Origin of the sequence: Bacteroides sp. AM41-16, from assembly GCF_003603495.1 — a bacterium.
In the GTDB taxonomy this organism is placed as follows: Bacteria; Bacteroidota; Bacteroidia; order Bacteroidales; family Bacteroidaceae; genus Bacteroides; species Bacteroides uniformis.
Genome location: NZ_QTNE01000006.1, coordinates 156072 through 177438, shown reverse-complemented (window position 1 = coordinate 177438; position 21367 = coordinate 156072). Strand labels below are relative to the sequence as shown.

The window sequence follows — 21367 nt, the reverse complement described above, 5'->3', positions numbered from 1 at the left end:
GTCGTTTTTCATTGCATGAGTCAAAAGTACAAATAAAATCTTTAGATGATGTGCACAAATCGTGCATTGACAGATTTATATGCCTTCTCTGCAAGATTTATACAGCTGTTGAATCGAAAATTGGCATATGTTTGCATTGCCGATTATTATAAATCGGAACAAAATGTACTTTTTTGTTTAACTTTAATAATAATATTTATGAAGAAGCATTTCTTTAACGCCACTTTCTGGGCGTTATTATCGCTGGCTTTATGGACTACTGGATGTAGTGACGATGACGGATACTCTGATGTAGACGGGCAGATTCCGACAATGACATTGGTGACGGATCATATTGAATCCGGTGCCGGCCATCGTTTTACCATTGAAGGTTCGTTGGCTGACCAGGATGGAATTGTATCCGTCAATCTGCAATGTGCCGATCTTTATCTGAACAAGACCATTGATTTGGTCGAAATCTATGGAGCTCCCCAAACGGAGTATGAGTTGAGCTATTCTTATGACCTCAAGCGTGATGAAATCGGTGAACGCTTCACCGTGAAAGTGACCGTAACAGATGCGGGCGGGCGTGAAGTGTCGCAGGATGTGTTGATAACGATGGATGGGGACTTTGAGAATCCTACATTTACAATTGCCCCTGGTAAGGAGGTTACCGTACTGATAAAGGATGAAACAAAGTTCAACCTGAATTTCACGGTGAAAGATGACCGCATACTGGATTATGTACTCATTGAGATTCCTGGGGTAGAAGGTTTTGAAAGCCGCCGTATAGAGGCTGGCGGGCAATCTACTTTGAGCTTTACGGAGAAGATTATTCTGCCTAATGAGGTGAAAAGTTACGATGTGACTTTGACGGCTGTGGATGCCAGAGGCAATCAGACAGTGACCAATAGTACCATCAGTGTATCTGAAATGCCTGACTTCCCCAAAATGTATCTGGCCGATGTGGCAACCGTAGAGGAATTGAACAGTGATATTTTCGGTGTACCGATGGTGATTAACCATACGGGCGAGTACCAATATCGTGCACGTTATTATAATAAAGCTGCCGGTACGGAAATTTTCTTCTTACCGCAAAAGACAGACTTTACTCCTATCTGTTTTGGCCTTGATCCGGAGGATAATACAAAACTGACGGATGACCCGGAAACGGCTAAACCTATTGTCTTGGATGAGGCTGGTGTTTATTATGAAATAGACATCAATGTGAAAGAGTCTACTTATAGTATGCGCACGTACTCGGTGACAGAGGCTACAAATCCGATGAAATATGAATATGGAAAGCCTTGTTTTGACCGTTGGGAGAATGGGGAATCGTTCATTGATTTCTATATCGGTTGGGGAGGTTCTCCTCAGGATGCGGGAAATCAGTTGTTTGCCCAGGATAAAAATAATCCTCATCTTTTCTATTATCCGGAAAATGGAACTTGGACGCTGGAAGCCGGTGAAGAAATGAACTTCATCATATCCAATTATCATCCCGACGGATGGTGGGATCATGTGGAATGGCGGTGTGACGACTCTCAGAATGTAGAGAAGTTTGGTTACTTCAGTAAGAAAGGGGATGTGAATCCTAATTGGGAAGGCACCAATCAGCGTTGGGAAGACGGCTCGATGGTAGGTGACAACTGGATGAAGCCTACGGTTACGGTGACCGGCAACTACCGCTTTGAGTTTGACGCGCATTTGGGTCGCGGCAAGATTGTGCCTGCTAATTAAAAAGTAACATTAGATTTAAGATATGAAAAAGCAAATTCTATTATTATGTCTTGCGCTGATAAGCCTTTGCGGTTATGCGCAGCAGATAACGGTTAAGGGTGTGGTGACTTCGGCCACCGACCAGCAGCCGTTGATTGGAACTACAGTTCAAGTGAAAGGTACCGGTACGGGTACAATTACCGGTATCGACGGTGATTATACATTACCCAATGTAGACAAGAATGCAGTGTTGGTATTCTCTTCTATTGGTTTTGAGTCTCAGGAAATAGCTGTAGGTGGACGTACTACGATTAACGTGGTACTGAAGGAGGCTGCGGAATTACTGGATGAAGTGGTGGTTATCGGTTATGGTGCTGTGAAAAAGAGCGATTTGACCAGTTCTATTGCTACAGTAAAAGGCGATGAAATCACTGAAACCGTGACCGGTAATGCTATGGATGCTTTGCAGGGTAAGGTAAATGGTGTACAAGTCACCAGTGGTGGTGGCCCTGGAGCTACTCCGAAGGTGCTGATTCGTGGTGTAACTACCGTAAACGGTACGAATCCGTTGTATGTAGTGGATGGTATGCCGGTAGGTGACAATATCAACTTTCTGAATAGTAACGATATTGCTTCCATGGAAGTATTGAAAGATGCTTCGGCTGCCGCTATCTATGGTACACGTGCATCAAACGGTGTCATCCTGATTACTACAAAGAAAGGTAAGACTGGTAAAGCCCGCATCAATTGGAATTCTTCTGTTGGTTTCCAGACCGTGGCCAAACCTAATATTGCCGGTGCGGCTGAATATAAAGAAGTGTTCAATACCCGTTATACGAATGATGGCCTTTCTTCTATCTGGAACGATACGGGTGCTACGACCAATCCCGGTGGTACAGACTGGTGGGATACTGTAGTCAATAAAACAGCTTTGGTGCAGAACCATTCACTTAGTGTTGCCGGTGGCTCAGAACAGTTTGTTTATAACTTTAGCGTGGGCTATTATCGTAACAACTCACAGTTTGATGTAGGTTATTGGGATAAGATAAATATCCGTCTGAATACTGAATATACATTTAATAAGTATGTAAAATTGGGAGTTGATATTGCTCCACGTGTCGAATCATGGGATGATACCCCAAACCAGTTCTCGGCAGCCATGGCTATGGACCCGACAACTCCGGTATTCCGTCCGCAGGACCAATGGGAGGATAATGAGTACAACAACTATCAACGCTCTTACAACAACCAGGAGTGGAATCCCGCCGGTTCAATTGCCCGTAGCAATGCTCATTCTCGCGAGTTGGGTGCCATTCTGAATACCTATCTGCAGGTAAACCCGATAGAAAAGCTGACGTTGCGCACCCAGTTCGGTGCCAATGCACACTATCGCCGTTCTGATTCATTCGTTCCGAAGTTCAATATGGATCCGTTGGAGAAACAAGACTTGAACGAAATCACCCGCCGCAATCAGGAGTGGTTTGACTGGAACTGGACGAATACAGCCACTTACATGGACACTTTCGCTGAAAAGCACAACTTGAATGTAATGGCTGGCTTTACTGCCGAACGTTTTGCATGGTACAATACTCAGGCACGGCGTGATAATGTTCCCAATAATCTGGACCAGATGCAGGAAGTGAATGCCGGACAGCAGGGTACGGACGAGGCCAACGGTGAAACCACTTACAATACACTGGTCTCTTTCCTGGGCCGTGTCATGTACAACTACGATAACCGTTACTACATTTCGGCATCTCTTCGTGCTGACGGTTCTTCCCGTTTCCCGAAGGGCAGCAAGTATGCCCTCTTCCCGTCTGTTTCCGCTTCCTGGCGTGTCATCAGTGAGGCATTTATGCAGGACCAGGACATCTTCAGTGACCTGAAGCTTCGTGGAGGCTGGGGCCGTGTAGGTAATCAGAATATCAACAATAATGCTACCCTTACTTTGTTGAGCGAAACCCAATACTATTATGGCAATACGTTGGCAAATGGTTACTTCGTGTCTACAGTAGGTAACAACCAGTTGAAGTGGGAGACTGTGGAAGATTGGAACGTAGGCGTGGATATGTCATTCCTTGATTCACGTTTGGGTGTAACATTCGAATATTTCCAGAAAAAGTCCATTGACATGCTCTACCAGAAACAGAACATCCTCTCTTTGGGATATGATAACTGGAACAGCCAGATTTGGATGAACATCGGTAGTATGCAGGCCCGCGGTTGGGAAGTGGGACTTACCTGGCGCGATGAAATCGGCAAGGATTTCTCTTACGATCTTGGTCTGAACCTTTCTGCCGTACGCAACAAGGCCATCAAGTTCTCGGGCGACGGTCCTATCAATGTCGGTGGATTCAATAGCGACCAGATTATCCGTAACGAAGATGGTGGTTTTATCTCCCGTTTCTACGGTTACGTGGCCGATGGCTTGTTCCAGAATTGGGAAGAGGTGTATGCGCACACTGACGAACACGGAACACTGATTCAGCCCAATGCAAAACCGGGAGACATCCGCTTCAAGGACCGGGACCATAACGGAGTGCTCGATGCCAATGACAAAGATTATATCGGCAATCCTTATCCTGATTTAATGATGGGTCTGAATATTGGTATGCGTTATAAGAACATTGATTTTGCAGCCAATTTCTATGGTACGTTCGGTAATGATATTTACAATGTTACCAAAGGAAGGTACTCCGGTTCAGGTGGACAGAATGTCTGGGCAGGTACACTGGAGAAAGCATGGCATGGCGAGGGTACCGGCAATGATATTCCCCGTTTGTCGAGCAATGACTTGAACCTGAACTATAGCCGCGTTTCCAGTTTCTATGTGGAAGATGGTTCCTACTTGCGTTGCAAGCTGTTGCAGATAGGCTATACGCTTCCTAAGAAATGGGTTGGAGGTGCTGACTTGCGTCTTTCCTTCTCTGCACAGAATCCGTTTACCATTACCGGTTATTCGGGAATGGACCCCGAACGCCCGATGGTTGACGGTACTACCGACAGCTCTGGCAGTGCCATCAATACCGGTATTGACAACGTGGCTTATCCTAATCCGAGAACATTCTTGTTTGGCATTGACTTCAAATTTTAATTCTTGATTATCCATGAAACGAATATTTACAATAGTAGTTCTGATTGCTTCGCTGGTGTTTACCTCTTGCGAGGACTTCCTGACCGAAGACGTACGTGGGCAATTGAACGTGGACACTTATTATAAGTCCATAGAAGAGTGTGAATCCGCAGTCACGAGCTGTTATCAGGCCATGACATATGGAGGATGGTGGCAAATCAACACCGTGTGGTTACTTTCCGAAATGTGTGGAGATGATGCCTGGATGGGGAATACCTCTCAGTCTCAGAGTGATTATATCTCATTGGCGCATTATCAGGGAAACGGTGCCAGCAATGGCCCTATCTCCAATTTTTGGCAGTACCGTTACAAAGGTATTTTACGTTGTAACATAGCCATAGATCGCATTGCGGCTCTCGAAACCCAAGAGACAGAAACCAGAGACCGTCTGGTGGCAGAAGCCCGTTTCCTGCGTGGCTACTATTACTTCGAACTGGTGAGAAATTTTGGCGGGGTGCCCTTGATGACCAGTTTCCAAATGCCGGAAGAAGTGGAGGGAACAGAACGTGCTACGGCAGAAGCCGTGTACAAATTCATAGAGGATGACCTGATGGCAGCTGCCGAAATACTGCCGCAACGCAGTACTGCGCAAGTAGGGCATGCTACCCGTGGCGCCGCTTTAGGATTATTGGGTAAAGTGTACCTCTATCAGGAGAAATGGCAGGCTGCCCATGATGTGTTGAAGACTGTGATAGATGAAGGCGAATACCAATTGCTTCCCGATTTCGGGCAGGTATGGAATGTCGACTATGACAACAGTGCGGAGAGCCTTCTGGAAATCCAGTATGAATATCATCCCACTTTGGGCTTAGGAGGGGCGCTTGCTACGGTAACCGGTGCCCGTAATGGTCCTGGTGATGGTTGGAGCTGGTGTCAGCCTACGGCAAATTTGGAGCAAGCTTATATTGAGGCCGGTGATACGGAACGTTTGAAATGGACAATAATCAAGTCGGGCTGTACAGAAATTGCCGGCGAAGACCAATTCGAAGATTTCATTGACGCAAGCAAAGCGTTGAATAAGTATCAGGAATATCTTGATAAATATGGTTGGGACCCCAATTGCTATATTATCAATCCCGCTGACCATAAGTCTGCGCGTATCATCCGCAAGTATTTCCTGCCGATGAAATATCGTGCTCAAGGCAATGCAACGGCTTACGCCACGGACAAGAGTCCTTTGAATCACCGTATTCTGCGTTATGCCGATGTCCTTTTAATGTATGCTGAGGCTTGCAATGAACTGGGTGATGACGCTTCTGCCCGTGATGCTCTCAATCAGGTGCGCAGACGTGCCAAGTTGGATGACGTTACGGCAAGTGGAAAGGCATTGCAAAGTGCCATTCGCCTGGAGCGCCGTTTGGAATTGGCTTTCGAGCAGAACCGTCTGTATGATATCCGCCGCTGGACTGATACAAATGGTAAAAAGATGATTAGCAATATCCTGGGACCGAACGGTTCCTTTGTGAAGTGGAACACTGAAGAGGCTACCCGTGACGCTCTTGAGTGGGAAAATCAAGGTGAAGCAAGTGACAAAGGCATCACTTTCAATGAAAACCGCGACATGGTGTTCCCCATTCCTTTGTACGAAATCACGATGTCCAACGGTTCCATTACCCAGAACCCGGGTTGGAATTAAACACATTCTGATGAAAACAGATTGTTGCAGGAACTGATTATTCAATAGGTCTTTATATTCTGTCGCGGATAGTTTGCAATGGATTATCCGCGGCAGTTTTTTTAATCCGAAACAATATCATGAATTTGAGACACATTTTTATTCTTCCGGCACTGCTTGCTGCAATGGCTTGCAGCGACGATTCTCCCGTTACGCCGGATACTCCAGACACTCCTGAGGGTCCGGACATTACAAACAGCGTAGAGAAACTGGTGAGCATCGATGCCGGACAGACTTTCCAGACAATAGCCGGCTTTGGCGCTTCGGACTGTTGGTCGCCTGCCTTTGTGGGCAAGTCATGGACTTCGCACCGTGCGGGGATTACGGAACTGCTTTTTTCTTCAGAGATTGTGGGCGGCAAGCCGAAAGGAATCGGCCTTTCCCAATGGCGGGTGAATCTTGGTGGCGGCAGTGCCGCGCAAGGTGAAGCCAGCGGCATCGAGGATAAATCCCGTCGTGCGGAATCCTATCTTACGGATGACTTGACGTACGACTGGACCCGTTGCGAGGGACAACGTTACTTCATGGACCGTGCCAAGGAGCTGGGATGTAACAATTTCGTTCTTTTCAGCAATACACCTCCCGTGCAGTACACCTATAATGGAAAAGGATTTTCCGCCAGAGGGGGACTTTCCAATCTGAAACCGGAGCATTATGGTGACTTTGCAGGATATATGGCCGATGTAGCGGCCCGTTATACCGGTGAAGGCTATCACATAAGCCATATCTCGCCCGTCAACGAGCCGCAGTACAACTGGGACAGCGGTCAGGAGGGCAGTGGCTGGACCAATGACGAAGTGGCTGCACTGGCACGCGAGTTGGATATGTCGTTGGATGACCGGGGGCTTTCCACAGACATTCTCTTGGGCGAATCCGGTGATTGGGAGTATCTGTATAAAGTGAAAGGCGATGCCAACCGCAGTAATGTATTCTCAGCTTTCTTTACACCCGGCTCTTCCGCCTACGTGGGTGACTTGGCACACGTGAAGAATCTCATTTGCGGACACAGCTATTGGACTGACGGCACATGGGACGGTATGCGCAACGTGCGCAAGCAAGTGGCCCAGGCTGCCGGTCAGTATAATCTGGATGTTTGGCAGAGTGAATGGAGTATGCTGGGCGATAATTACAGCAGTTCCGAATTCGTGGGCTACGAGCAGGCTTCTGAGATGGATATCGCTTTCTACATGTCGAAGGTCATCCACAATGACCTCACTGTGGCTGGGGTGTCTTCCTGGAGTTACTGGACATCGATGGATGTTTCCCGTTGGGGGCATAAGAACCGTTTTCTCTTGATTTCGCTGGTACCTGCCGGTGGCGAGTATGGTGATATAGAGCAGGAGGGAAGCTATCAGGCTACTGCCACTCTTTGGGTACTGGGCAATTACAGCCGCTTTATCCGTCCGGGATACCGCCGTATTGCCCTCGACTTGAACGAATCGCGTACTTTTTTCGGTTCCGCCTGGCTTTCTCCCGAGGGGGATAAGGTAGTGGCCGTCTATACAAACATGTCTGATAAGGCGGTTCGCTTAGGTGAAACGCATGTGGGATGGAGCAATGAAGCGAAGTCAATAGCTACTTATACAACTACCGGTAGCAAGAATCTGGTGGAAGGAACGGTGGCGGCAGGCAAGCAGGTGATTCTGGAAGCCAAGAGTGTGACAACCGTGGTGTATAGCCTGAAGTAAGGAATTAGTTTAACTTCAAAGAAAATCTATATGAAAATGTATTTTAAGAATAACAGGACTGCTCTTATCTTTTTGCTGGCAATGCTGGTCGTTGCTCCGATAAAGGCGCAGGTGGCATTTGGCGATGCCGCAAAATTCAATGACGGATGGCTGTTCCGGCTGACGGACGACTCGGCTATTGTCCGGACTGACTATGACGACAGCGAATGGCGGAAGCTTTCTTTGCCACACGATTGGTCCATAGAGGGGCAATTGTCGCCCACACTGGCCAGTTGCACCGGGTACCTGCCGGGTGGGATAGGCTGGTATCGCAAACACTTCAGGGTTGAAGACAACGCAACACGTCATTATATCTATTTCGAAGGGGTATATAACCGGAGCGAGGTTTACCTGAACGGGCATCTGCTTGGCAGGCGCCCCAACGGCTATGTATCGTTTCTTTACGACATGACCCCTTACCTGAAGGAAGGCGACAATGTGCTGGCTGTCCGTGTAGACCATAGCCGTTATGCCGATTCACGTTGGTATACGGGGTCGGGCATCTATCGCGATGTATGGCTGGTGGCTGCTCCCGATACACATATTGCGCAATGGGGTGTGGGCTGGCATGCCGCTTCGCTGACAGACAAGCAAGCCGTCGTTGCGGTCGATGTAGAGGTGGAGAAGCACAAGGCAACTTCCGACAAACTGGAACTGAAGGCTTCACTGTACGATACTGCCGGAAAGAAGGTGGCACAACGCCGTGTGCGTGTTGCCGATGGAAAAGAGGGCATTGCCAAGCAAAGTCTTGACTTGAAAGTGTCCAAACCCCATCGTTGGAATCTGGATAATCCGTATCTGTATACATTGAAAACCGAATTGCTTGCCAATGGCAAACGCATTGACGGCAGTGAGACCAAAGTGGGACTGCGTACGCTGGAATTTGATGCCAACAAAGGTTTTGCCCTCAACGGCAACTGGATGAAGGTAAAAGGTGTATGCCTGCATCATGATGCAGGAGTGCTGGGTGCAGTAGTGCCGCCGGAGGTATGGGAACGCCGTCTGAATAACTTGAAAGGGATTGGCGTAAATGCCATCCGCATGAGCCATAACCCACAAGCCCCCGTTCTTTATGAACTGTGTGACCGCCTGGGATTTCTTGTAATGGATGAAGTCTCTGACGAATGGGAGTTTCCGAAACGCAAATGGGTACAAGGCTGGAATGTGGGTACTCCGAGTTATGACGGTACTTTCGACTTCTTCGAGGAGTGGATAGAACGGGACGTAACCGATATGGTACGTCGTGACCGCAATCATACCTGTATTTTCTTGTGGAGTATCGGCAATGAAGTGGATTATCCGAACGACCCTTATTCGCATCCCGTTCTTGATGGAGCTAAAATCAACCAGCCTATGTTCGGGGGCTATAAGCCGGATGCTCCCGATGCCATGCGCATCGGAACCATAGCAAAGCGTCTGGCTGCCTGTGTACGTGCCGTGGACACTTCCCGTCCCGTGACCGGAGCTTTGGCGGGTGTCGTGATGTCGAACGAGACGGAGTATCCCGATGCTGTGGATGTGGTGGGGTATAACTATACGGAAAACCGCTACGACCAAGACCATGCCACTTATCCGGACCGCATTATCTATGGAAGCGAGACGGGTTCGGGGCTTGATGCCTGGTATGCCGTCCGCGACAAGGATTTCATCTTCGGGCAGTTCATCTGGACCGGTACGGATTATCTGGGTGAATCGGGCAGATGGCCGTCCCGCGGTTTGTACACGGGTTTGCTCGATTTCGGAAGTTTCCCCAAGCCACGCGGACATTTCCGGGCTTCGTTGTGGTGCGAGAATCCGGTCACGTATGTAGGAACATATCCGGTATATGTCCATCCCAAGCATCCCGAGCATGTATTCCTTTCGCTTGATGCATGGGACATCTGGAACTATGACGAGGGGCAGAACATACGTGTGGTGTGTTATACCAATGCTCCGCAGGCGCGTTTGCTGCTCAACGGCAGAGTGGTAGGCGAGATGAAACCTTATGATGAAAAGACCGGCATCATCTACTGGGATATTCCTTTCCGGGCTGGTGAGCTTCGTGCTGAGGGCTGCGATAAGGAAGGAAATGCTTTGTCGAGCTATTCCATCCGGACATCTGGACGTCCTTATGCCATCCGTGCCACGGCGGATCGCACTATTTTGTCCGGTGACCGCGCCACTGCGCACATAACCGTAGAGGTGGTTGACGAAGAAGGTACTGTTGTGAAACTTGGCGACAATGAAATTACGTGTACAGTTGAAGGAGCGGCGCGTCTGCTTGGGCTCGAAGGCTCTGACAACAGTGACATGAGTGATTATACCGATAACCGTCACCGCGTATACCACGGGCGTTTGCTGGCCTATATACAGACTACCGGAGGAGAGAGACCGGTTAAAGTAAAGTTTGCTTCCCCCCTTCTGAAAGGAACTGAAGTAAAGTTTGAAGTAGGGCAGTAGTACACTACTATGGACTTATGTTTGTGCCATCGTATTGGCACAGTCGTGCCAGTACGATGGCAAGGCTGTGCCAGTATGGTGGCACAACTTTGCCAATGCGATGGCACGGGTTGTGCATTTCTTACAGAATGTATTGCACTTCCTTGAACAGATATTCCCGTTCACTTCCTCCTTCATCCTCCAGCACGAACCGTCCGTCTTGCTCTACACGCAGCAACCGGGCAAGGAACTTGCCGTTGGCATCTTCATAAGGGTGCAATCCCCGGCGACGGAAAAGGGAGCGGGCATACCGTGTGGATATCTCGTCGGAGTAGACGGCGAAGTCCTCCATTTGGAGGCTGTTGTAGTAGATTTGTACACGTCTTAGGATATGGGCAAGGATTTCATAACGGTCGTGCTCCTTTCCGGTGATTTGTTTCAGTGAGACGGGGTTGGGAGCATCACTGTTGAAGACTTCCTGGTTGATGTTGATACCGATTCCGGCAATGCTGCGCCTGATATGATGTCCGGAAAGGTCGTTCTCTATCAGTATGCCGCAGATTTTCTTGTCTTTCCAATAAATGTCGTTCGGCCATTTGATGGTGATTTCATCAGACCATCTGCTCAGCTCTTCCTTAATGGCGAGGGAAACGATTTGTGAAAGGATGAACTGCCGGCGGGCTTCCAGAAAAGAAGGGTAGAGTACAAAGCTGAAAAGCAGGTTCTTGCCTTCTTCAGCTTCCCAGGTATTGCCGCGCTGGCCTTTACCGGCAGTTTGGAACTCGGCAGTCACGGTTGTTAGTTCGGCAACGGATTCTTGCAACTGGTTGCAAAGCTGGCTGAGGTATTGGTTGGTCGATGCCGTCTCGTCCAATGCCACCAGCGGGAACGGGAATGTGTCAGGGCAGGGCTTCATATTCGGTACGCATTTTTTTGGTGAACTTCTTCAATACTTCTTCCACGGAGTGGTCTATCAGTTGCTTCAACAGTTTGTCGTCGACGTCACCGTCAAGGAACACCTGGTTCCAGTACTTTTTGTTGAAGTGATAGGCACCTTCGATGGCAACATAGTGCTCCCGCAGTTCGAGTGCATATTCGGGGTCGCATTTCAGACAAATCTTGTTGGCGCTTTCCAGGTCGATAAGTGCAAACATTTTATTCATGACTTTCATCACGAGCGAGTATTCGTCAAACGGAAAGCATTCCGTGACGGCTTTTTTGCTGAGGCAATATTCGCGGGCGGTTTCGATGTCCATGATGGTATTTACGGTTTTACGGTTTACAATTTACGATTGAAATAACTCTTGCTTGTCAATTTTCAACTCTCAGAACATCGGCGGATAGAAGGCTTCTTTGAGATGCTCTATCCTGAATGCACCCGGTTCGCCTACAGCCGTTATGATGTCGAAGCGGACGGGTGCATCCAAGCAGAAGTGCTTGATATAGGCATCGGCCGCTACGACAATACGTCGTATTTTCTGCCAGTTCACGGCATCCTGCGGCTCAATGTAATCCGTATTGCTACGGGTTTTCACTTCCACAATAATCAGTTCCTTATCTTTGTCGGCTACAATATCCAGCTCAAGGTGATTCTTCCGCCAGTTACGGTCACGTATGGTGTAACCGTTCTGTTCCAAGTATTTGGCAGCGGCGTCTTCACCGGCTTTTCCAAGAATATTGTGTGCACTCATTATTCTGCGTGTCTGGCAGGCATCAGCATACCGTCGTGTCCAGGACGGAAGATAGCGGGCAACTTATAAGTTTTACCATCCAATGTATTGACCACTGCACTGCGCGTTTGGGGGGCTGGATTTGTACCGGTAATCAGTTCAATGGCCTTGGCATACAGAGGTTCTTCATTGTTTCCATAATCTTTATGAATATAGAATACACCTTGTTCGTTATAAGGATTGGTTTCATCCATCAATATATCGGGTTCAAATCCTTTTTCATACTCCCCGAATCCTTTGGCGTTATAGCTTTGGAAGGTGATAGGAACAACACGATATGTGTTATTCCGGACAGTGTACTCCTCATATTCCATACCTACGTTCTTACCAGTGGTCTTTTCACCTATAAGTATTACGTCCAAATCTATTCCTTCTAAGGAATTAATGACGAGTTCACTGGCAGAGGCCGTTCCATTTCCGACAAGGCAGTAGACGCGGGGAAGGTTGAGGCTTCCGGCTGATAAGGAAGTACCCAAGTTGGGATAACTGGAGTATGCAAATAATTCATCTTCCCGTTTGTTATTGAGTTTTGCCATTCTTTCATCATTGTATCGTAAACTGCTGAATACTTTACCTTGAGAGGCAGTACCGGCAATACAAGTTGCTATCAGATTAGCCGACATGGTATGCCCACCACCATTGTACCGCAAGTCCAGAATCAAATCTGTGACGTTCTTGTTTTTAAAATCTTTGAAAACATTGAATAATTCTTGGTCAAAGCCTGCCTCGAACCCAGAATAAACGAGGTAACCGATTCTATGTCCTTCTATATCTTCCTTGACATTACTGAAGATGACGGGATTGTTGTATGTGGCTTTGGAAGTTATGGTGTATTCCTTTTGCCCGGTAATGGTGCCTCCTTCTACGACATCTTCTGTCAAAGTATAGTTGATAGTTGCATCTGGTGACAATATGTCGTAATAGAAGTTATTAATATTGTTATTATTTATCTTCTTTCCATTTATCAGGCTTATCATTGCTCCTCGTTTGAGTCCAGCTTCGGAGGCCGGTGAATCGGGATATACACCTTGGAGGCAGAAATAAATGGTATTTTCTGCTTGTGTGCCAATGCTTATGGGGGTTATACCGGTGATACCGAAACTATATGCCAGTTCCTTGTTTACAATTTTGGTGGTACGGGTTGAACTAATATTGGGCAATAGCTGGATATAAGAGAAAAGATTATAATATGTCTTGCCGTCGCTACCGACATATGTTTTTTTATCCAATGTATTGGTAGTCATACTTCCCAATGCATCATAGAAGAAGTCTTCATAGCCTTTGTTATGGTCAAGATTCAACGTTTTGTATTCATCGTTCCAGAGATACATTTCCCTCAGATATTCATCAACTTTTGCGTTAATCTCCATATCTTCAGTGGTTTGGGGAACACTGGTCCCCTTTTGTGTAACTTCAAAACTTGCAGGAGAATAGCCGTCTATATTAATGGAAATTCTGGCTGTCCGGTCGGTGGTGGAACTTGTACTTACAGATAATTTCAAGGTGCTTTGTCCTTTTGTACCCGAGGTCGTATTCAGTTTGCACCAATCCGCTCCTGAGGTGACGGAAGCTACCCATTTGGCTGCAGCATTGAAGCTTACAGACAACTCATTATCCTGGCTGATCTCCAGGGATTTTCCCTCTGTCCAACTCTGATTGGTTATGCCGGTATTAAGTTTATTATCGTCATCGTCACTACATGAGATAAAACTTATACTGAACAATGTGAGTAGAAAGAAACTAAGATAATTTACATGTTTCATACCTTTTAAATTTAGAACTCTCCAAAAATACGTTTTTAATTACTAAATTAAAATGTTTTTAAGAAATACTTTAAGTTTACCGGTCAAAAAAATATTTCAGTGCTATTTAAGTGTTTCCGATATAAAAATTACGTAGGTTCGTTTTGTTTTTACAGAAGTAAAAGTAATTTTGCAGGAAATATGAGAAAGAGAGATAAAACGTGTGCGAAAGCAACGCCCGAAGAACCGAAACGCGAGCAGCGCATGGTATGCCTGATGAGCGAGGAAGAGCAGCGGATTGTGGACCGTTATCTGGAGAAATACAAGATAACGAACAAGTCGCGTTGGCTGCGGGAGACTATTCTCATGTTTATCCATAAGAATATGGAAGAGGATTATCCTACTTTGTTCGGTGAGCACGACATGAGGAGGTGAAAATTAAAAATTAAAGGGGGTGGCGTTGGACGATAGCTATTATATGAAGCAGGCGCTTTTGGAAGCCCATAAGGCCGGTGAACGGGGAGAAGTTCCCGTAGGTGCAGTTGTGGTGTGCAAGGACCGTATCATAGCTCGTGCCCATAATTTGACGGAGACTTTGACGGATGTCACCGCCCATGCCGAGATGCAAGCCATTACCGCTGCCGCTGCAACTCTTGGCGGCAAATATCTGAATGAATGTACTCTCTATGTCACAGTGGAACCCTGCGTGATGTGTGCTGGTGCCATTGCCTGGGCGCAGATGGGACGTCTGGTGTTTGGTGCTGAAGATGAGAAAAGAGGGTATCAGCGCTATGCCTCGCAGGCATTGCATCCCAAAACACAAGTAGTAAAAGGAATTCTGGCAGATGAATGTGCCGCCCTGATGAAAGAGTTCTTTGCCGCCAAGCGCAAATAATCTCTAATCCTTTATCCCTAATCTCTACTCTTTGATTTCTTCAAAATCCACATACTCTCCCTCGTCTTTGGAGAACAGTTTCTTGTGGCGGGGGCGTATTTCACCTTCTTCAGTTTGTGCCTCCTCAGACGATTGTCTATTATCATTGTAGGAATACCCTCCCGGCTGGTAATTACCATTTCCTTTTTGGTAGGGACCGGAGTTGGAGGAAGTACGGCGTCCGCCCAATCCGAATATGTTCCGGATGACAGTACCGATAATGCTGAGGCCAATGAGCAGAATGGCAATTATGATGATGAATAAAAATCCTAAAATATGAAACATGGGCTAATGTCTTTTTATGTGTTCGTTTTCTGCGAACTTCAATACAACAACCGTGCCAAAGATTTGTTTATTTACTTTTCCTTGTAATAAGCGAAAGCAGTATATACCAGACGATGATTGCAGAAAAGCTGCAGATTCCCAAGAAGATGAGGAACGGAATGCAGACAAGCAGGAAAATGAAGCTTGTTTTATTGTCTTTCCATGACAGATTCTTGAATTTGAGTGAGAACATTGGAATCTCCGATACAAGCAGCCATGAGAAAAGGCAGACCAGCAGCAACAGATAAACCGGATGGAAATTGCTGCTCACCAGCCAGTCGTGAGCGCCCGTCACCAATGAAGCCCAGAACAAGGCGTTTGCCGGGACGGGAAGTCCTACGAAAGAGCTCGTCTGGCGGGTATCGTTGTTGAACTTGGCAAGCCGCAGTGCAGAGAATACGGACAAAAGAAATGCGAGATAGGGGAAAACGCCGGCCAAGCTTTCCATTGCGCCCGAATAGTCCATTTCCTTGAACAAGGAAAATACAATCAGGGAAGGGGCCACTCCGAAACTGACATCATCTGCCAGAGAATCCAAATCCTTGCCGATAATGGAGTGTGCGTCCAGTGCACGTGCCATCATGCCGTCGAAGAAATCGAATACGGCACTGAAGATAATGAAAGCGAGTGCCCATTCATATCTGGCTTCGAATGCCATGACACAAGCAATACACCCGGAGAATAGGTTCAGGCAGGTCAGAGTATTTGGAATATGGCGGGTAATGCAGTTTGCCATTGTTGTTCTTTTATTATTTAAGTTTGGCTATCACAGTCTGATTGCCGGTAGTCAGTTGTCCTAGTTTAACGAATACTTCGGTGCCCAACGGTAGAAAGACATCCACGCGGGAGCCGAATTTGATGAAACCCATATGTTCGTCAATATAGCATTCCTCGCCCGGTTCGGCATAGGTCACGATGCGGCGCGCCATGGCTCCGGCTATCTGTCGTGCCATAATCTCCACGCCTTCCGGAGTTTCTATTACTACGGTGGAACGCTCGTTGTCGGTGCTGGCTTTGGGCAGCCAGGCTTTCATGAACTTCCCGTTTTTGTGCCACACCTTCTTTACCGTACCATCTACCGGATACCAGTTGGCGTGTACATTAACCAGACTCATGAATATAGATACCATGATACGGCGGTCGTGGAAGTATTCGTTTTCCTCCACTTCTTCCACCACTACGATTTTACCGTCGGCAGGAGCTACCACGACTTTCTCCGTTTCTTGTCCGAACAAACGGATGGGGCAGCGGAAGAAGTTCACGAGTATGCCATATACTATGAGGCTGATGACCGCTACTACGTAAAAAGGAACTTTGCATTCCAATCCGAAGTAAAGGGCAGTGTTGACAGCCAGAATCAGAACCAGGCTGCCTGCCAATGTATGTGTTCCTTCACGGTGTATGCGTATCTTTTTTAATCTTTTTAATCGACCCATGTATATCGTATTTGCTAATTTAGATAGAAATTATCTGCAAAAATAGGCTTATTTTGAAAATCTAACAAGGATTTGGAGAGAGAAATGTGCATGTTGATAACTTTTTGGGAAATATTTTTGTTAGCTGTGATAGAGGTTGTAATTTTAGGCTCTCAATAGAAAGGATATATATGCAAGATTTTGTTCATTTACATGTCCATACCCAATACTCTCTTCTGGATGGTCAGGCAAGTGTCAGTAGGCTGGTTGACAAGGCCATGAAGGATGGTATGAAAGGCATTGCCGTGACCGACCATGGAAATATGTTCGGTATCAAGGAGTTCACCAACTATGTCAACAAGAAGAACAGCGGGCCGAAGGGGGAGATAAAGGACCTCAAGAAAAGGATTGCCGGTATTGAAAGCGGTGAGATAGAGTGTGAAGACAAGGAAGCGGAGATTGCCGATTGCCGTGCCAAGATGGCAGAAGCGGAAAGCAAGTTGTTCAAGCCGATTGTAGGCTGTGAAATGTATGTGGCCCGCCGAACCATGGATAAGAAGGAGGGGAAGCCGGACCAGAGTGGCTATCACCTGATTGTGCTGGCAAAGAATGAGAAGGGGTATCACAATCTGATAAAACTTGTATCGCATGCCTGGACAAGGGGATACTATATGCGTCCGCGTACAGACCGCAGTGAACTGGAAAAGTATCATGAGGGGCTGATTGTCTGCTCGGCTTGTATCGGTGGCGAGGTTCCTAAGAAGATTATCAATGACCAGCTGGAAGAGGCAGAAGAAGCTGTACGCTGGTATAAGAATCTGTTTGGCGATGATTACTATCTGGAGCTTCAGCGCCATAAAGCCACTGTTCCCCGTGCCAACCACGAAGCCTATCCGCTTCAGCAGAAGGCGAATGCCAAGTTGCTGGAGCTTGCCCGGAAATATGACATTAAGGTTATCTGCTCTAATGACGTCCACTTTGTGGATGAAGAGAATGCAGAAGCGCACGACCGCCTGATTTGTCTGAGCACGGGCAAAGATCTGGATGACCCTACCCGAATGCTTTATACCAAGCAGGAATGGATGAAGACAAAGGCTGAGATGAACGCCTTGTTTGAGGATGTTCCCGAAGCCTTGTCCAATACCTTGGAGATTTTGGATAAGGTGGAGTATTATTCCATCGACCACGCTCCTATTATGCCTACGTTTGCTATTCCGGAAGATTTCGGAACGGAAGAGGGCTATCGGCAGAAATATACCGAAAAGGATTTGTTTGATGAGTTTACCCAGGATGAAAACGGCAAGGTGGTGCTGGATGAGGATGCCGCCAATGCCAAGATAAAGCGTCTGGGGGGCTACGACAAACTGTACCGTATCAAGCTGGAAGCCGACTATCTGGCAAAGTTGGCATTCGACGGTGCCAAGAAGTTGTACGGTGATCCCTTGTCCGACGAGGTGAAGGAACGTCTGGTCTTTGAGCTGTACATCATGAAGACGATGGGTTTCCCGGGATACTTCTTGATTGTGCAGGACTTTATCAATGCCGCCCGCACACAGCTGGGCGTTTCGGTAGGACCGGGACGTGGTTCGGCTGCCGGCTCGGCGGTGGCCTATTGCTTGGGCATCACGAAAATAGACCCGATTCAATACGACCTTCTGTTCGAGCGTTTCTTGAATCCCGACCGTATCTCTTTGCCTGATATCGATGTGGACTTCGATGATGACGGGCGTGGAGAAGTGCTCCGCTGGGTGACGGAGAAGTACGGGCAAGAGAAGGTGGCGCACATCATTACATACGGCACGATGGCAACCAAGATGGCTATCAAGGACGTGGCGCGCGTACAGAAACTGCCTTTGAGCGAATCGGACCGTCTGTGCAAGCTCGTGCCGGATAAGATTCCCGACAAGAAACTCAACCTGCCCAATGCCATTGCCTACGTGCCCGAATTGCAGGCTGCGGAGGCTTCGCCCGATCCGTTGGTGCGCGATACGATGAAATATGCCAAGATGCTGGAGGGCAATGTACGCGGTACGGGTGTGCATGCCTGCGGTACTATTATTTGCCGTGACGACATCACGGATTGGGTACCCGTCAGCACGGCGGATGATAAGGAGACGGGCGAGAAGATGCTCGTTACCCAATACGAAGGTTCCGTCATCGAAGATACGGGACTTATCAAGATGGACTTCCTCGGACTGAAAACCTTGTCCATCATTAAGGAAGCCGTTGCCAATGTACGTCTGCACCGCGGCTTGGAACTCGACATCGACAAGATATCCATTTCCGACCCTGCTACCTATAAACTCTATTGCGACGGCCGCACCATCGGTACGTTCCAGTTTGAATCGGCCGGTATGCAGAAATATCTGCGTGAGTTGCAACCGAGCACTTTCGAGGACTTGATTGCCATGAACGCCCTCTACCGTCCGGGACCTATGGATTATATCCCCGACTTCATCGACCGTAAGTGGGGACGCAAGCCCATCGAGTATGACATCCCCATCATGGAGAAGTATCTGAAGGATACCTACGGCATTACGGTCTACCAGGAGCAGGTCATGCTTCTGTCGCGTTTGCTGGCGGACTTCACCCGTGGTGAGTCCGATGCCTTGCGTAAGGCGATGGGTAAGAAACTGCGTGACAAGCTGGACCACATGAAGCCGAAATTCATTTCGGGCGGACAAAAGAACGGCCACGACCCGAAAGTGCTTGAGAAAATCTGGGCCGACTGGGAAAAGTTTGCATCCTATGCCTTCAACAAGTCACATGCCACTTGCTATTCGTGGGTGGCCTATCAGACGGCTTTCCTCAAGGCCAACTATCCGGCCGAATACATGGCGGCGGTCATGAGCCGAAGTTTGGCGAATATTACCGATATAACCAAACTGATGGACGAATGCAAGGCAATGGGCATCAATACATTGGGGCCGGATGTGAATGAAAGTAACCTGAAGTTCACCGTGAACAAGGAAGGCAATATCCGTTTTGGTCTTGGCGCGGTGAAAGGGGTAGGCGAGGGTGCTGTGCAGAGCATCATGGAGGAACGCGAGAAGAATGGTCCTTTCAAGGGTATATTTGATTTTGTGCAGCGTGTCAATCTGACAGCCTGCAACAAGAAGAATCTGGAATGTCTTGCTTTGGCGGGCGGGTTCGACAGCTTCCCGGAGCTGAAGCGAGAGCAGTATTTTGCCGTAAATTCCAAGAACGAGGTCTTCCTCGAAACCTTGGTGCGGTATGGTAACCGTTACCAGGCCGACCAGGCTGCGGCTGCAAACTCCTTGTTCGGCGGTGAGAATGTGGTGGATATCGCCACTCCGGAAATACCGGTAGCGGAACGTTGGAGCGACCTCGACCGTTTGAACCGGGAGCGCGATTTGGTAGGTATCTATCTGTCCGCACACCCGTTGGATGAGTATTCCGTAGTTCTGGAGCATGTTTGCAACACTCACATGGCAGAGCTGGAAGATAAGACGGCACTTGTGGGACGCGAAATAACAATGGGTGGCATCGTGACCGCCGTGCGTCGCGGTATCAGCAAAAATGGAAATCCTTACGGCATAGCCAAGATTGAAGACTATTCCGGTTCGGCAGAGCTTCCTTTCTTCGGAAATGATTGGGTGACCTATCAGGGGTATCTGGGTGAACGTACCTTCTTGTTCATCAAAGCCCGTTGCCAGCCCAAGCAATGGCGGCAGGATGAGTTGGAGCTGAAGATAACCTCCATGGAACTGTTGCCTGACGTCAAGGAGAAACTGATTGAGAAGATAACCATTCTCATTCCGCTGAGTGTGCTGAACAAGGCTTTGATAACTGAACTGGCAGAACTGACCAAGGAACGTCCGGGCAGTACGGAGCTTTATTTCAAAGTCAGAGATGAGGATAGCAAGATGACGGTCGATTTGATTTCCCGTCCCGTGAAGCTTTCCGTGGGGCGTGAACTGATTACTTATTTAAAAGAGCGTCCGGACCTTGAGTTCAGGATTAATTAGTTATCTTTGTTGGAAAACGAAGATAGGCTGCACCTCGGCATAAAAAATGAACAAGTTCATTTTGTTTTGCATTCGGTTTGCACTATCTTTGCTTCGAAAGCGAAGGTTGATAAAACGCAATTGACAGTAAATTAATAATTATAGTTGACATTTAATATTAAAAGAAATGGCTTTAGAAATTACAGACAGCAATTTTCAAGAAATCCTGGCAGAGGGAAAGCCGGTCGTTATGGATTTCTGGGCACCTTGGTGCGGCCCTTGTAAGATGGTGGGACCAATCATCGATGAATTGGCTACTGAATATGAAGGAAAGGTGATTATTGGCAAATGTGACGTGGATGAGAACGGTGATGTGGCTGCCGAATATGGCATACGCAACATCCCTACAGTCTTGTTCTTCAAGAATGGAGAGCTGGTGGACAAGCAGGTAGGTTCTGCTCCGAAATCTGCTTACGTGGCCAAGATAGAAGCGATATTATAAGGTACTATTTGACGATTTACGATTTACCCTTTCGGCATCATGGCGCAGCCAAATAGTAAATAGTAAATCGTCAAATAGTCAATAACATTAACCCTTTAAGC

16 protein-coding genes are annotated in these 21367 nt (G+C 47.6%); 9 read left to right on the top strand and 7 right to left on the bottom strand.

Features of this window, described 5'->3' with window-relative positions:
• Positions 1–198: 198 nt before the first annotated feature.
• The 5 genes from DW896_RS07905 to DW896_RS07885 all read left to right on the top strand — a co-directional run bounded on the left by DW896_RS07905 (position 199) and on the right by DW896_RS07885 (position 10672).
• Positions 199–1719: a hypothetical protein gene (locus DW896_RS07905; RefSeq protein WP_008665740.1), complete on the top strand. Its 1521-nt coding sequence runs from the start codon at positions 199–201 to the stop codon at positions 1717–1719.
• Positions 1720–1741: 22 nt separating this feature from the next.
• Positions 1742–4792, top strand: a complete 3051-nt coding sequence (locus DW896_RS07900; protein ID WP_005838296.1) for a TonB-dependent receptor — start codon at positions 1742–1744, stop codon at positions 4790–4792.
• 13 nt (positions 4793–4805) lie between these two features.
• Entirely contained in the window at positions 4806–6467 is a 1662-nt protein-coding gene (locus DW896_RS07895) for a RagB/SusD family nutrient uptake outer membrane protein (protein ID WP_118264554.1), read from the top strand.
• 119 nt (positions 6468–6586) lie between these two features.
• Positions 6587–8194: a glycoside hydrolase gene (locus DW896_RS07890; RefSeq protein ID WP_057097249.1), complete on the top strand. Its 1608-nt coding sequence runs from the start codon at positions 6587–6589 to the stop codon at positions 8192–8194.
• 36 nt (positions 8195–8230) lie between these two features.
• Positions 8231–10672 (top strand): sugar-binding domain-containing protein, encoded by a 2442-nt coding sequence (locus tag DW896_RS07885; protein WP_119993099.1) that lies wholly within the window; start codon positions 8231–8233, stop codon positions 10670–10672.
• Positions 10673–10793: 121 nt separating this feature from the next.
• On the opposite strand, the gene DW896_RS07880 is transcribed toward DW896_RS07885, so the two are convergent.
• The 4 genes from DW896_RS07880 to DW896_RS07865 form a co-directional block, all read right to left on the bottom strand.
• Entirely contained in the window at positions 10794–11567 is a 774-nt protein-coding gene (locus DW896_RS07880) for a biotin--[acetyl-CoA-carboxylase] ligase (RefSeq protein WP_005835105.1), read from the bottom strand.
• On the bottom strand, positions 11551–11907 hold the full coding sequence (locus DW896_RS07875) for an MmcQ/YjbR family DNA-binding protein (protein WP_005824210.1): 357 nt from the start codon (positions 11905–11907) through the stop codon (positions 11551–11553). The genes DW896_RS07880 and DW896_RS07875 overlap by 17 nt, the downstream gene beginning before the upstream one ends.
• A gap of 69 nt (positions 11908–11976) precedes the next feature.
• Positions 11977–12342 carry a YraN family protein gene (locus DW896_RS07870; protein WP_005824208.1) on the bottom strand — a complete coding sequence of 122 codons (366 nt, stop codon included), beginning with the start codon at positions 12340–12342 and terminating at the stop codon, positions 11977–11979.
• Entirely contained in the window at positions 12342–14144 is a 1803-nt protein-coding gene (locus DW896_RS07865) for a S41 family peptidase (protein ID WP_008665734.1), read from the bottom strand. The genes DW896_RS07870 and DW896_RS07865 overlap by 1 nt, the downstream gene beginning before the upstream one ends.
• Before the next feature lie 180 nt (positions 14145–14324).
• On the opposite strand from DW896_RS07865, the gene DW896_RS07860 reads away from it, so the two are divergent.
• Positions 14325–14558: a hypothetical protein gene (locus DW896_RS07860; protein ID WP_005824205.1), complete on the top strand. Its 234-nt coding sequence runs from the start codon at positions 14325–14327 to the stop codon at positions 14556–14558.
• Positions 14559–14583: 25 nt separating this feature from the next.
• Entirely contained in the window at positions 14584–15018 is a 435-nt protein-coding gene (locus DW896_RS07855) for a nucleoside deaminase (protein WP_009037193.1), read from the top strand.
• A 24-nt stretch (positions 15019–15042) separates the two neighbouring features.
• Here the strand turns inward: DW896_RS07855 and DW896_RS07850 are convergent, their stop codons facing one another.
• The 3 genes from DW896_RS07850 to DW896_RS07840 form a co-directional block, all read right to left on the bottom strand.
• Positions 15043–15342, bottom strand: a complete 300-nt coding sequence (locus DW896_RS07850; RefSeq protein WP_005824202.1) for a DUF4834 family protein — start codon at positions 15340–15342, stop codon at positions 15043–15045.
• A gap of 67 nt (positions 15343–15409) precedes the next feature.
• On the bottom strand, positions 15410–16117 hold the full coding sequence (gene pssA, locus DW896_RS07845) for a CDP-diacylglycerol--serine O-phosphatidyltransferase (protein ID WP_005835110.1): 708 nt from the start codon (positions 16115–16117) through the stop codon (positions 15410–15412).
• Between the two features lie 13 nt (positions 16118–16130).
• The gene (locus DW896_RS07840; protein WP_005824199.1) at positions 16131–16817 is read right to left on the bottom strand and encodes a phosphatidylserine decarboxylase family protein; all 687 of its coding nucleotides are present in this window, start codon (positions 16815–16817) and stop codon (positions 16131–16133) included.
• A gap of 170 nt (positions 16818–16987) precedes the next feature.
• Between DW896_RS07840 and dnaE the strand changes: the two genes are divergently transcribed.
• The gene (gene dnaE / locus DW896_RS07835) at positions 16988–20785 is read left to right on the top strand and encodes a DNA polymerase III subunit alpha (protein ID WP_057089757.1); all 3798 of its coding nucleotides are present in this window, start codon (positions 16988–16990) and stop codon (positions 20783–20785) included.
• 166 nt (positions 20786–20951) lie between these two features.
• A complete protein-coding gene (trxA, locus tag DW896_RS07830) occupies positions 20952–21266 on the top strand; it encodes a thioredoxin (RefSeq protein WP_005824191.1) in 315 nt (104 codons plus the stop codon).
• Positions 21267–21367 lie beyond the last annotated feature (101 nt).